This window comes from Nonomuraea lactucae (genome assembly GCF_003313395.1).
Taxonomy (GTDB): domain Bacteria; phylum Actinomycetota; class Actinomycetes; order Streptosporangiales; family Streptosporangiaceae; genus Nonomuraea; species Nonomuraea lactucae.
Window position 1 is genome coordinate 1 of sequence record NZ_QNFZ01000981.1, and the last position, 11,552, is coordinate 11,552.

General features: G+C 71.7%; 13 protein-coding genes. 6 read left to right on the plus strand and 7 right to left on the minus strand.

The window, feature by feature from the left end; all coding sequences use genetic code 11:
* From ybeY to DQW85_RS34895, 3 genes are all read right to left on the minus strand, one after another.
* On the minus strand, window positions 1-271 hold a 271-nt coding region (gene ybeY / locus DQW85_RS34885; RefSeq protein WP_205315639.1), incomplete at its 3' end, for an rRNA maturation RNase YbeY.
* Window positions 268-1,305 carry a PhoH family protein gene (locus DQW85_RS34890; RefSeq protein WP_113704022.1) on the minus strand — a complete coding sequence of 346 codons (1,038 nt, stop codon included), beginning with the start codon at window positions 1,303-1,305 and terminating at the stop codon, window positions 268-270. The genes DQW85_RS34890 and ybeY, both read right to left, overlap by 4 nt.
* 113 nt (window positions 1,306-1,418) lie before the next feature.
* Window positions 1,419-1,763 carry a histidine triad nucleotide-binding protein gene (locus DQW85_RS34895; protein ID WP_113704023.1) on the minus strand — a complete coding sequence of 115 codons (345 nt, stop codon included), beginning with the start codon at window positions 1,761-1,763 and terminating at the stop codon, window positions 1,419-1,421.
* A 333-nt stretch (window positions 1,764-2,096) separates the two neighbouring features.
* Between DQW85_RS34895 and DQW85_RS34900 the strand changes: the two genes are divergently transcribed.
* Both DQW85_RS34900 and DQW85_RS34905 read left to right on the plus strand, forming a co-directional pair.
* Window positions 2,097-2,576: a SigE family RNA polymerase sigma factor gene (locus DQW85_RS34900; protein WP_113704031.1), complete on the plus strand. Its 480-nt coding sequence runs from the start codon at window positions 2,097-2,099 to the stop codon at window positions 2,574-2,576.
* Window positions 2,573-3,211 carry a hypothetical protein gene (locus tag DQW85_RS34905; RefSeq protein ID WP_113704024.1) on the plus strand — a complete coding sequence of 213 codons (639 nt, stop codon included), beginning with the start codon at window positions 2,573-2,575 and terminating at the stop codon, window positions 3,209-3,211. Before DQW85_RS34900 ends, DQW85_RS34905 begins: the two co-directional genes overlap by 4 nt.
* Window positions 3,212-3,299: 88 nt before the next feature.
* Here the strand turns inward: DQW85_RS34905 and DQW85_RS34910 are convergent, their stop codons facing one another.
* From DQW85_RS34910 to hrcA, 3 genes are all read right to left on the minus strand, one after another.
* Window positions 3,300-4,025: a 16S rRNA (uracil(1498)-N(3))-methyltransferase gene (locus DQW85_RS34910; RefSeq protein WP_113704025.1), complete on the minus strand. Its 726-nt coding sequence runs from the start codon at window positions 4,023-4,025 to the stop codon at window positions 3,300-3,302.
* Between the two features lie 67 nt (window positions 4,026-4,092).
* On the minus strand, window positions 4,093-5,232 hold the full coding sequence (dnaJ, locus tag DQW85_RS34915) for a molecular chaperone DnaJ (protein WP_113704026.1): 1,140 nt from the start codon (window positions 5,230-5,232) through the stop codon (window positions 4,093-4,095).
* 11 nt (window positions 5,233-5,243) lie between these two features.
* Window positions 5,244-6,257 carry a heat-inducible transcriptional repressor HrcA gene (gene hrcA / locus DQW85_RS34920; protein WP_113704027.1) on the minus strand — a complete coding sequence of 338 codons (1,014 nt, stop codon included), beginning with the start codon at window positions 6,255-6,257 and terminating at the stop codon, window positions 5,244-5,246.
* Between the two features lie 154 nt (window positions 6,258-6,411).
* Between hrcA and DQW85_RS47225 the strand changes: the two genes are divergently transcribed.
* The 3 genes from DQW85_RS47225 to DQW85_RS34940 are packed head-to-tail and all read left to right on the plus strand — an operon-like array spanning window position 6,412 to window position 8,887.
* Window positions 6,412-7,407: a hypothetical protein gene (locus tag DQW85_RS47225; RefSeq protein ID WP_240197628.1), complete on the plus strand. Its 996-nt coding sequence runs from the start codon at window positions 6,412-6,414 to the stop codon at window positions 7,405-7,407.
* Window positions 7,408-7,424: 17 nt separating this feature from the next.
* Window positions 7,425-8,231 carry a DUF3097 domain-containing protein gene (locus DQW85_RS34935; protein WP_113704028.1) on the plus strand — a complete coding sequence of 269 codons (807 nt, stop codon included), beginning with the start codon at window positions 7,425-7,427 and terminating at the stop codon, window positions 8,229-8,231.
* On the plus strand, window positions 8,228-8,887 hold the full coding sequence (locus DQW85_RS34940) for a DUF4870 domain-containing protein (protein WP_113704029.1): 660 nt from the start codon (window positions 8,228-8,230) through the stop codon (window positions 8,885-8,887). The genes DQW85_RS34935 and DQW85_RS34940 overlap by 4 nt, the downstream gene beginning before the upstream one ends.
* On the opposite strand, the gene hemW is transcribed toward DQW85_RS34940, so the two are convergent.
* A complete protein-coding gene (gene hemW / locus DQW85_RS34945; protein WP_113704030.1) occupies window positions 8,880-10,100 on the minus strand; it encodes a radical SAM family heme chaperone HemW in 1,221 nt (406 codons plus the stop codon). The two genes, DQW85_RS34940 and hemW, sit on opposite strands and share 8 nt — an antisense overlap.
* A gap of 111 nt (window positions 10,101-10,211) precedes the next feature.
* Between hemW and DQW85_RS34950 the strand changes: the two genes are divergently transcribed.
* Entirely contained in the window at window positions 10,212-11,456 is a 1,245-nt protein-coding gene (locus DQW85_RS34950) for a glycoside hydrolase family 18 protein (RefSeq protein ID WP_240197629.1), read from the plus strand.
* Window positions 11,457-11,552 lie beyond the last annotated feature (96 nt).

Here is an 11,552-nt window from a genome sequence, read left to right on the forward strand (position 1 = left end):
CGAGGAGCGCCGGGTCGGCCGGCGCGTCGCCGTCGCCGCGCGCGCCGCCGCCGGGGCGCAACTCGTCCATGGGGAAGGCCAGCACGTCGGTCGGGCCCGGCTCGCCCATCCACTTCTCGTGCAGCTCGGCCATGGCGTTCTCGTCGATGACCATGATGGACATCTCGGCGAGCGGATTGACGCCCATCTCGCCGAGCACGTGGGCGGCCAGCCTGACGATGCTCTCCTCGTCGACCTCGGCGCCCGACTCGTTGTTGATCTCGATGCTCATCGCCGCCTGCCCCGCTGCTGGATCGTCTTGGCGGGGCCCGGCTCCCGCTGGGCGTCGTAGCGGCCGTAGGCGTCGACGATCTCGCTCACCAGCTTGTGGCGCACCACGTCGGAGCTGGTGAGGCGGGAGAAGTGGATGTCGGGGATGCCGTCGAGGATCTCCTGGACGACGCGGAGCCCGCTGGTCGTGCCCGCCGGCAGGTCGACCTGCGTGACGTCGCCCGTCACCACGATCTTGGAGTTGAAGCCGAGCCGCGTCAGGAACATCTTCATCTGCTCGGCCGACGAGTTCTGCGCTTCGTCGAGGATGATGAAGGCGTCGTTGAGGGTGCGGCCCCGCATGTAGGCGAGCGGCGCGACCTCGATCGTGCCGGCCGCCATCAGCTTGGGGATGGAATCGGGGTCGACCATGTCGTGCAGCGCGTCGTACAGCGGGCGCAGGTAGGGGTCGATCTTCTCGTACAGCGTGCCGGGCAGGAACCCCAGCCGCTCGCCGGCCTCGACCGCGGGCCGGGTGAGGATGATCCGGTTGACCCGCTTCTCCTGCAGGGCACGGACGGCCTTGGCCATCGCGAGATAGGTCTTGCCGGTGCCGGCCGGACCGATGCCGAAGACGATCGTGTGCATGTCGATCGCGTCGACGTATCGCTTCTGGTTGACGGTCTTGGGCCTGATCGTGCGGCCTCGGGAGGAGAGGATGTCGAGCGAGAGCACCTCGGCGGGGCGGTCGGAGGTCATGCGCAGCATGGCGATGCTCCGCTCGACGGCGTCGGGCGTGAGCTCGCCGCCGTTGTTGAGCACCTCGACCAGCTCCTCGAAGAGCCGCACCACGGTGCCGCTCTCGTCGGGGGTGCCGGTGACGGTGATCTCGTTGCCTCGCACGTGGATGTCGGCCCTGAAGGCGCCCTCGATGACGCGCAGCAACTCGTCGCGGGAGCCCAGGAGGCTGACCATCGGGTATTCGTCCGGAATGAGCACCTTGGCCTGCGTGCGCGTCGGAGGTGCAGTCCGTCGGGATTCGTGTAGTTCGGACATGGGCAGGCCAGCGGCCTGATGCCTCCCGGTCTCTCTGGGTGTGCTTCACCGCCCATGGTAGCCGGGCGCGGGCCGCTCGCTCGCGCCAATATCACGGAGTGCGCGGCCGCGCGTCAGCCGGGCGGCCAGCGCATCTCGCGCCCGCCGAGCACGTGGGCGTGGACGTGGAAGACGGTCTGTCCCGCGGCGGGCCCCGTGTTGAACACGACGCGGTAGCCGGCCTCGGACACGCCGTCCCCCTGGGCGACGGCGTGGGCCGTCTTGAGGACGTCGTCGGCCAGCCCGTCGTCGGCCGCGGCCAGGGCCGCGGCGTCGGCGTGGTGCTCCTTCGGCACGACGAGCACGTGGGTCGGGGCCTGCGGGTTGATGTCGCGGAACGCCAGCGTCCTGTCGGTCTCGAGGACGATCTCGGCCGGGATCTCCTTGGCCGCGATCTTGCAGAAGAGGCAGTCGGTCACACGAGCACCCTACCGACAGCCGCCGTCTCCGCCCCGCACCGATCAGGGCCTGGTAGCCTCCACTTCACAGCACCCTGTTGCGAATCGGGAATCGGCTGTTCGTGCACGGGAAGATCCTCGCGGTTAGTGTGGGTGTGCGACACTTCAACGAAAAAATAAGAACGATTCAGGGTCGGGTAGGCCACCTGGCGAGGACACGACTGGGTAATGCCCCCTAAGGAACCGCAAGAGCGTAAACCATCTGGGAAGGCCGAGCGTCCTCATGAGGTGACCACCGAAACCCTTCTGGCCGACAGGTCGTTAGGGGCGGTGCCGGTCGGGTGGGACGCCGACATGGCCGTTACCGCGCTTTACAGCGCGCACTTCCGGTCGTTGGTGCGTCTCGCTGTGTTGCTGGTACGCGACATGGCAACCGCTGAGGAAGTCGTGCAGGACGCGTTCGTCGCCATCCACGGCGCCTGGCGCAGACTGCGCGACCCCGACAAAGCACTCGCCTACCTGCGTCAATCCGTCGTCAACCGGTCCCGTTCGGTGCTGCGCCACCGCGCGGTCGTCGAGAAGTACGCTCCCAAGGGTCTGCCGGACGCCCCGAGCGCCGAGAACGGCGCGATCGGCGAGCTGGAACGCTCCGCCGTCATCGAGGCACTTCGGGCCCTCCCGACGCGTCAGAGAGAGGCACTCGTCCTTCGCTACTACGGTGATCTGTCCGAGGCTGAGATCGCCCACGCCATGGGCATCAGCAAGGGCGCGGTCAAGAGCCACACCGCGCGTGGCATGGCCGCCTTGCGATCCGTCCTGGAGAAAATGTCATGACCCAGCCCCCCGACGAGTACGGTGACGTGCTGCGCCGTGTGCTGCGGGCGGAGGCGGACACGGTCGTGCCCTCGCCGGAAGGACTGGAGATCATCCGCGCCCGCATCGAGCGGCGCGGCGTGCGCAACCTGTTCTGGTGGCGTGCGGGTGCGGCCGCCGCCAGCGCCCTGCTCGTGGCCGGCACGATCGTGATGGTCGTCCCTCCCCTGCGCCACGGTGTCCTGCGCGACACGGTGGCGGGCGCCAACAGCACCTCCACGCCCCCCGCGGCCGACTCCACCAACCGGGCCGTGTCCCCCGTGCCACCCGTGCGCAGCCAGCCCTCGCAGGTCGTGGTCGTGCCCGACCCGGCCACCCGGCCCTCCAAGCCCGCCGAGACGGCCAAGTCCACGAGCAAGCCCACGCCCTCGGCGACCCCGACCCCCTGCCCGACGGTCACGGCGGAGCCGGAGGAGTCGCGCGACAAGTGCCCCACGGGCACGCCGAAGCCCACACCCAAGCCGTCCTCGACGCAGTCCGAGCCCGACTCGTCGGCCACCGCGTGCCCGGCCGACGCATGCCCGCCCGCCGAACCCGACCCCACGCCGACCGAGATCGCCAGCCCCCTGGTCGGCACGCCCCTCTCCACCCCGTAGCCCACGCAGGAGGCGAGCCCACCGCCCGCCACGCCCGATCCGCGCGCGAGCGCCCGCCGCCCGTCACGCCCCTTCATCCCGCGGGGACTCACCAGCGGCCGGTGCGCGCCAGCAGTACGGCGGCTGCCGCCACCCCAGCCGTCGAGGTGCGCAGGACCGTCGGCCCCAGCAGCACCGGCACCGCCTTCGCCGCCCTGAACCCGGCCAGCTCGTCATCGGAGACCCCGCCCTCGGGCCCCACCACCACGACGATGTCGCCACCGGCGGGGAGCTCGACACCGGACAGCGGCTCGGCCGCCTCCTCGTGCAGCACCAGCCCCAGCGCGGCCCCGGCCAGCAGCTCCTCGACCCGCGCCGTGGACGCGGGCTCGCTCACCTCGGGCAGGTGGAACCTGCGCGCCTGCTTGCCCGCCTCGCGCGCCGTGGAACGCCACCGGCCGAGTGCCTTGGCCGCGCGGTCCCCCTTCCACTGGGTGATGCTGCGCGAGGCGGCCCAGGGGACGATCACGTCGACGCCCGCCTCGGTCATCATCTCGACCGCCAGCTCGCCCCTGTCGCCCTTCGGCAGCCCCTGGACGGCGACGATCCGCGGCTGGGGCGCCGCGACCTCGTAGCGGCGTGTCACGTCGAGCCTGAGCGCGTCCCTCAGCACCTCGCGCACGACGCACTCGGCGACCGCGCCGGCGCCGTCGGTCAGATCGACCCGCTCCCCCACGCGCAACCGCCGTACGGCGGCCGCGTGCCGCCCCTCCTGGCCCCCGAGCACGAGCTCCGGCCCGTCGAGAGCGTCGGACAGGAAGACCGGAACGCTCACCGGCGATCACACCCCGCGCACCGCCCGGCGGCGGCCGCCCTGCTCAGCGAGAGCGTCTCCCGGCGGATCATCTACCGTTGAACGCGTCGCGCAGCCGCGAGAAGAACCCCTGCTGTCCGGGGGCGAACTTGCCGGGCGGCCGCTCCTCGCCACGCTGCTTGGCCAGCTCGCGCAGCAGCTCCTCCTGCGCCGGGTCGAGGCGCAACGGGGTCTCGACGTTGACGTGGATCAGCAGGTCGCCGCGGCCGGTCTCGTTGAGCCGCTGGACGCCCCGGCCGAACATCGTGATGACCTGGCCCGACTGGGTGCCCGGGCGAACGTCGACGTCCTCCGGGCCGTCGAGCGTCTCCACGGCGAGCACGGTGCCGAGGGCGGCGGCCGTCATCGGGATCTGGACCGTGCAGTGGAGGTCGTCGCCGCGCCGCTCGAAGATCTCGTGCGGGCGTTCGACGATCTCCAGGAAGAGGTCGCCGGGCGGCCCGCCGCCGGGGCCGACCTCGCCCTCGCCGGCGAGCTGGATGTGGGTGCCGTCCTCGACGCCCGCGGGGATGCGGACCTTGATCGTACGGCGGGTGCGCACGCGGCCGTCGCCGGAGCACTCCTGGCACGGGTGGCGGATGATCGAGCCGAAGCCGCCGCACTGGGGGCAGGGCCGGGAGGTCATGACCTGGCCCAGGAACGACCGCGTCACCTGGGAGATCTCTCCACGCCCGTTGCACATGTCGCACGTGTCGGGGTGGGTGCCGGGCGCGGCCCCGGCTCCCTGGCACACCTCGCAGAGCACGGCCGTGTCGACGACCAGCTCGCGGGTGGTGCCGAACGCGGTCTCGCGCAGGTCGAGCTCGACGCGGATGGTGGCGTTGCGACCTCTGCGGGCACGCGAGCGTGGCCCGCGCGAGCCGCCCGCCGTGCCGAAGAACGCGTCCATGATGTCGCTGAACGGGAACCCGGCGCCGAACCCTCCCGCGCCCGCGCCGGCGCCCACGCCGGCGAAGGGGTCGCCGCCCAGGTCGTACATCTGGCGCTTGCTGGGGTCGGACAGCACCTCGTAGGCCTGCGTGATCTCCTTGAACCGCTCCTGGGTCGCGGGATCCGGGTTCAGGTCGGGGTGCAGCTCCCGTGCCAGCCTCCGGTAGGCCTTCTTGATCTCGTCCTGACTGGCGTCACGCCGCACCCCGAGGGTGGCGTAGTAGTCACTGTTTGCCACTTATCGACCTCTTAAGATGCAGCCAGGATCTGGCTGACGTAGCGTGCCACCGCGCGCACGGCGCCCATCGTCACGGGATAGTCCATCCTTGTTGGACCCAGCACGCCGAGCCGGGCCAGTTGGTTGTCGCCAGAACCGTATCCCGTGGCGACGATGGATGTGCCGTGCAGGTAAGGGTTTTCGGAGCCGATGCGCACGGTGAGCGCGGACGGGGTGTCTGAGGAAGTCTCGCCGAGCAACCGCATGAGCACGACCTGTTCCTCCAGCGCCTCGAGCACGTCGCGCAGCCCCGTGGAGAAGTCGGCGCCGGCGAGGTTGGCCGCCCCGGCGAACACGATCTTCTCGTCGTGGCGCTCCACGAGCGTCTCGAGCAGCACCGACAGGATCGTCGCCACCGCCGGCCGATCCTCGACGGGCAGCCGCTCGGGCAGGTCGGCAACCAGCTCGGGCACGGTGGTGAGCCCGCAGCCGTCGAGACAGGCGTTGAGGACCGCGCGCAGGTGGGCGATCCGGGTGTCCTCCACGACCTCGGGCAGCTCGATCACCCGCTGCTCGACGCGGCCGGTGTTGGTGATCAGCACGAGCATGACGCGCCGGTCGGTGAGCGGCACCAGCTCGACGTGCCGGACCGTCGAGCGGGTCAGCGTGGGGTACTGGACGACCGCGACCTGCCTGGTCAGCTGCGCGAGCAGCCGCACGGTGCGGGTCACCACGTCGTCGAGGTCGACCGCGCCGACGAGGAACGTCTCGATCGCCCTGCGCTCCGCACCGGAGAGCGGCTTGATCTGCGACAGCCTGTCGACGAACAGCCGGTAGCCCTTGTCGGTCGGCACGCGGCCCGCGCTGGTGTGGGGCTGGGTGATGTAGCCCTCCTCCTCCAGCGCGGCCATGTCGTTGCGCACGGTGGCGGGGGAGACCTTCAGGTTGTGACGCTCGGCGAGCGCCTTGGAGCCCACCGGTTCGTTGGTGGACACGTAGTCTTCGACAATGGCGCGGAGCACCGCCAGCTTCCGATCGTCGAGCACGTGCTCACCTCCTGCCTCTGCCTCTTCCCGGGAACAGCTCTAGCACTCTGTGTTCCCGAGTGCCAAGTGTACGGCCGTTGCCCACAAGGCGCGATAAACAGCCGTCCATCCCGCGGCTGGCGTGCGTGAACCTCCAGGCCTCAGACTGACCGATATGACCGATGAATCCCAGCCCCAGCCGTACGGTCCTCCGCCCGGATCCGGGCCCACTCCCGGTCAACCCCCTCCGCCCCAGCACGCCTCGCCGTACGCGCCGCCGAGCGCTCCTCCATCCGGCGGGCAGCCTCCGAGCGGCCCCTCCTACGGCCCGCAGCCACCGGCCGGCCCGCCCTACGGGCAGCAGCCCCCGACCGGCCCTCCGTACGGGCAACCGCCGACCGGGCCGCCCTACGGGCAGCAGCCCCCGAGCGGCCCGCCCCAGGGGCAACAGCCCCCCAGCGGCCCGTCGTACGGCTTCCAGCCGCCCAGCGGTCCCGCGGGCTACGGTCCGCAGCCTCCCAGCGGGGCCTCCTACGGCGGGCCGGCGTTCGGCGGGCAGCCGTACCCGACGCAGGGCCCGTACGGAGGCGTGCCGCAGTTCGGCCCGCGGCCGGACCCCAAGCTGGTCAGGCCCCCGCTGTGGTGGATCGCGGTCGCCTGGGTGATCGCGCTGGTCTGCGTGCTGGCGGGAGTCGGCCTGTTCGGGGCGGGCGTGTTCAGCACGGTGAGCAGCGTGGCCCCGTCCAGGACGTTCGCCTCGGGCGAGAGCGTCACGGTGCCGCTGGACCCGGCCGACAAGCCCGCCATCTACCTGGCCAGCGCGACGCGCGTGCACTACGTGTGCCAGATCTCCGGCGGCCCCGGCCAGGCGAGACTGGCGAACACGCGGGTCGAGCAGACCGTCACGCAGGGCTCGACCCGCTGGCAGCTCATCCTCCTGGTCAACGCTCCGGCACGGGGCGACTACCGGCTCGTCTGCGAGACCCAGGAGCAGGCCGGCGCGCGCTTCGGCGTGGGCCGCGACCTCTCGTCCGCCGTCGGCGGCCTCGCGGGGGGCGTGGCGGCCCTGCTGCTGATCCCCGGCGCGGGAATCCTCGTCGGGATCGTCGTGACGGTCGTGGTGCTGGTACGGCGCAGCGGCAGCCGCAAGCGTCTCGCGATGGGCGGGTGATTTGCTACGGTCCCCGTGTGTACGAGGGTGATGTTCTGGCGGGCGACTGGCGGCGGCCGGGCAGGGGCACGATCCCGAAGGTGCCCGCCGAGCCGGACCTCGTCGTGGAGGACGCCGAGAGCGGCTTCTGCGGCGCGGTGGTGGCCTGCGACAAGGAGGCCGTCACGCTGGAGGACCGGTTCGGTCGGCGGCGGCTGTTCCCGCTGGCGCCGGCCGCCTTCCTGCTGGAGGGCAAGGTCGTGACCCTGGTACGGCCCGCGGCGGCCCCGCACGGCCCGAGGCGCAGCGCGTCGGGCTCCATCGCCGTTGAAGGGTTGCGGGCCAGGGTCGCCAGGGAGAGCCGCATCTACGTGGAGGGCGTGCACGACGCCGCCCTGGTGGAGAAGGTCTGGGGTCACGACCTCCGGGTGGAGGGCGTGGTGGTCGAGTACCTGGAGGGGGTCGACGACCTGCCCGCCATCGTGGCGGAGTTCGGGCCGGGCCCGGGGCGCAGGCTGGGCGTGCTGGTCGACCACCTCGTTCCCGGCTCCAAGGAGAGCCGCGTCGCCGCCGAGGTGACCTCGCCTGACGTGCTGGTCGTCGGACATCCGTTCGTGGACGTCTGGCAGGCGGTCAAGCCCGCCGCGCTGCGCATCCCGGCCTGGCCTCGGGTATCCCGCGGGATACCGTGGAAGGAGGGTGTGATCGCGGCCCTGGGCTGGCACGTCGAGCCGCCCGAGGCGTGGCGGCGGATCCTCGGCGCCGTCTCGACCTTCGCAGACCTGGAGCCCGAGCTGCTCGGCCGGGTGGAGGAACTGATCGACTTCGTTACGGAGGCATCATGAGCCAGGACCCGCCTCAACCGGAGCCGGACGACGCCACGCGGCGCGTCCCGCGCTCCGACATCCCCGACCAGAGCCCAGGCGGGAGGCAGCCCGACTCCGGCGCCCAGCCCGGCTGGAGCCCCCAGCCTGGCTCGGGTCCGCAGCCCGGCTACGCGTACGGGCAGCCGCCCACCCCGCCGCCCGGCTACCAGCAGCCGGACCAGGGCTACGGGCAGCCCGGCCCGGGATACCAGCAGCCGGGCCAGGGTTACGACCCCGGCTACCAGCAACCCGGTCACGGCTACGCGGCGCCCCAGCAGCGCCCGCCGTACGTGCCAGGACAGTACGGCCCGCGCCCCGGCACCGACGACACCACCATGGCCATGCTCGCCCATGTGCTGGGCCTGCTGATCTCGTGGGTCGGCCCGCTGATCATCTACCTGATGAAGAAGGACGAGGCCCCGTACGTCAGGGACCAGTCGGCCGAGGCGCTCAACTTCCAGATCACGATGTTCATCGGCTACGTGGTGGCCGGCGCGCTGTCGATCGTGCTGATCGGGCTGTTCCTGTTCCCGATCATCTGGATCGTCTCGCTGATCTTCCACATCCAGGCCGCGCTCGCCGCCAACCGGGGCGAGAACTACCGCTACCCGCTCTCCATCCGCATGGTCAGCTGACCAGGTCGCGCACCAGGGCGTCGGCCAGCAGCCGTCCCTTCAGGGTGAGCACCATCAGGCCCGCCTTGAAGGGCTCCGGCTCCAGCAGCCCGCCTCCCAGCGCGGCGGCGACCGCCGTACGCGCGCGGGGGGCCACTTCGGCGAGCGGGTAGCCGGACGCCAGCCGGAGCTCCAGCATCAGCCGCTCGGTCTCGCGGTCGTCCGCGCCCAGCACCTCGCGCGCGTGGGCGGGCGAGACCCCGGCGGACAGCCGCTGGGCGTACGCGGCCGGGTGCTTGACGTTCCACCAGCGGGTGCCGCCGACATGGCTGTGCGCGCCCGGGCCGACGGCCCACCAGTCGCCGCCGGTCCAGTAGAGCAGGTTGTGGCGGCACCGGGCGTCGTCGGAGGTCGCCCAGTTGGACACCTCGTACCAGCGGAACCCGGCCTCGCCCAGCATCGCGTCGGCGATCTGGTAGCGGTCGGCGGCCACGTCGTCGTCGGGCATGGGCAGCTCGCCGCGCCTGATCCGAGCGGCCAGCCGCGTGCCCTCCTCCACGATGAGCGAGTAGGCCGAGACGTGATCGGGCTCGGCCTCGATCGCGGCGGTCAGCGACGCCCGCCAGTCGTCGTCGGACTCGCCCGGGGTGCTGTAGATCAGGTCGAGGTTGACGTGGTCGAAGCCCGCCTTCCTCGCCTCGCGCACAGCCTGCGCGGCCCGCCCGGGGGTGTGGCGGCGGTCGAGGACCTGGAGCACGTGCTCCCGGGCGCTCTGCATCCCGAAGCTGACGCGGGTGAAGCCGCCCTCGCGCAGCTGTTCGAGGGAGGCGGGGCCGACGGACTCGGGGTTGGCCTCGGTGGTCACCTCGGCGCCCGGCGCGAGCCCGAACTCCGCGTCGATGGCCGCCAGGATCCGCGCCAGGTCGCCGGGGGGCAGCAGGGTGGGCGTGCCGCCGCCGAAGAACACCGTCTCCACCGGCAGCTCGGCGTCGCCGAGGACGCGCCGCGCGAGCCGCACCTCGGCGACCGCAGTGTCGGCGTAGTCGCGCTGGGAGGCGCCGGGGCCCAGCTCGGCGGCGGTGTAGGTGTTGAAGTCGCAGTAGCCGCAGCGCGTCACGCAGAACGGCACGTGCACGTAGAAACCGAACGCGCGCCCGCCGAGGCCGCGCAGCGCGCTCTCGGGGAGCTCGCCCGAGGCGGGCGCGGGGTCGCCGTCGGGCAGGGTGGATGGCACGCCTTCCAGTCTGCCCGCTGCCATTGACTGCCCGGTCCCGTGGGCCTACGATCCGGACGACTAATAGGAAACTTTCCTAAAAAAGTCGTACACCCCCCACTGGAGAGGCCCGTGAAGAAGATCCTGATAGCACTCTCGCTCCTCCTCGGCCTGTCGGCGATCTCGGTGCCCGCCGAGGCGTCCCACGGCTTCAAGCGGGTCGCCTACTTCGTCCAGTGGGGCGTCTACGGCCGGAACTTCCACGTCAAGGACATGGACGCCAGCGGGGCCGCCGCCAAGCTCACGCATGTCAACTACGCCTTCGGCTTCGTCAACGCGGAAGGCGCCTGCTACTCGGCCGACCCGTGGGCCGACTGGCAGCGGCCGGTGCCCGCGGAGCAGAGCGTGGACGGCGCCGCCGACGAGCCCGGCCAGGCGCTGAACGGCAACCTCAACCAGCTGCGCAAGCTCAAGGCCAAGCACCCGCATCTCAAGGCGCTCATCTCCCTGGGCGGCTGGACCGGCTCGAAGTACTTCTCCGACGCGGTGCTGACCCCCGAGTCGCGCGCCAAGCTCGCCCAGTCGTGCGTCGACCTGTGGATGCGCGGGAACCTGCCGGGCCTTGAGCCGGGCGCGGGCGCCGGCGTGTTCGACGGCATCGACCTCGACTGGGAGTGGCCGGGCTCGTCCGGCAAGGAGGGCAACATCATCAGGCCCGAGGACAAGCGGAACTTCACCCTGTTCGTGAAGGAGCTGCGCTCGCAGCTGCGGGCGTTCTCCGCCTCCTCGCAACTCACCGCGTTCCTGCCGGCCGCCGCCGCCAAGATCGACGCCGGCTTCGAGGTGCGGCGCGTGTTCGAGCAGCTCGACTTCGCCACTCTCCAGGGGTACGACCTGCGCGGCAGCTGGGAGACGCAGACCGGGCACAACGGCAACCTCTTCACCGACCGCCGCGACCCGAACCCCGTCCGCTACAGCGTCGACCAGACCGTCCGCGACTACCTGCGGCGCGGCGCCCCCGCGCGCAAGCTCGTGATCGGCGTGCCCGCCTACGGGCAGGGCTGGACCGGCGTGACGGGCGGCGGCGACGGCCTCTACAAGCCCGCCACCGGCCCGGCGCCCGGCAAGTGGGCCGCGGGCAGCGAGGACTACAAGGACCTGGTCGCCAAGCCGGGCAAGCGCTACCGCGACCTGCGCACCGGAGCGGTGTGGCTCTACGACGGCAACGAGTTCTGGTCGTACGACGACCCGAAGGTGCTGCTGCAGAAGGCCGCCTACATCCGGCTCAAGGGGCTGGGTGGTTCGATGATGTGGTCCATCGACCAGGACGACAGCCGCGCCTCCCTGACCTCGGCCCTGTACACCGTGCTGAGGTAGGCACGCGGGCTCTCCGTGCGGCGCGCCACCCGGCGAGGGTGGCGCGCCGCACCCGTCTCAGCCGCCCGCGGCGCCCGCACCCGTCTCAGCCCCCGC

Excerpts from the sequence above, each read along its gene's own strand:
- DQW85_RS34890 (WP_113704022.1), bottom strand. The coding sequence starts at position 1,305 with ATGTCCGAACTACACGAATCCCGACGGACTGCACCTCCGACGCGCACG.
- DQW85_RS34900 (WP_113704031.1), top strand. The coding sequence starts at position 2,097 with ATGGCCGTTACCGCGCTTTACAGCGCGCACTTCCGGTCGTTGGTGCGT.
- DQW85_RS34905 (WP_113704024.1), top strand. The coding sequence starts at position 2,573 with ATGACCCAGCCCCCCGACGAGTACGGTGACGTGCTGCGCCGTGTGCTG.
- DQW85_RS47225 (WP_240197628.1), top strand. The coding sequence starts at position 6,412 with ATGACCGATGAATCCCAGCCCCAGCCGTACGGTCCTCCGCCCGGATCC.
- DQW85_RS34940 (WP_113704029.1), top strand. The coding sequence starts at position 8,228 with ATGAGCCAGGACCCGCCTCAACCGGAGCCGGACGACGCCACGCGGCGC.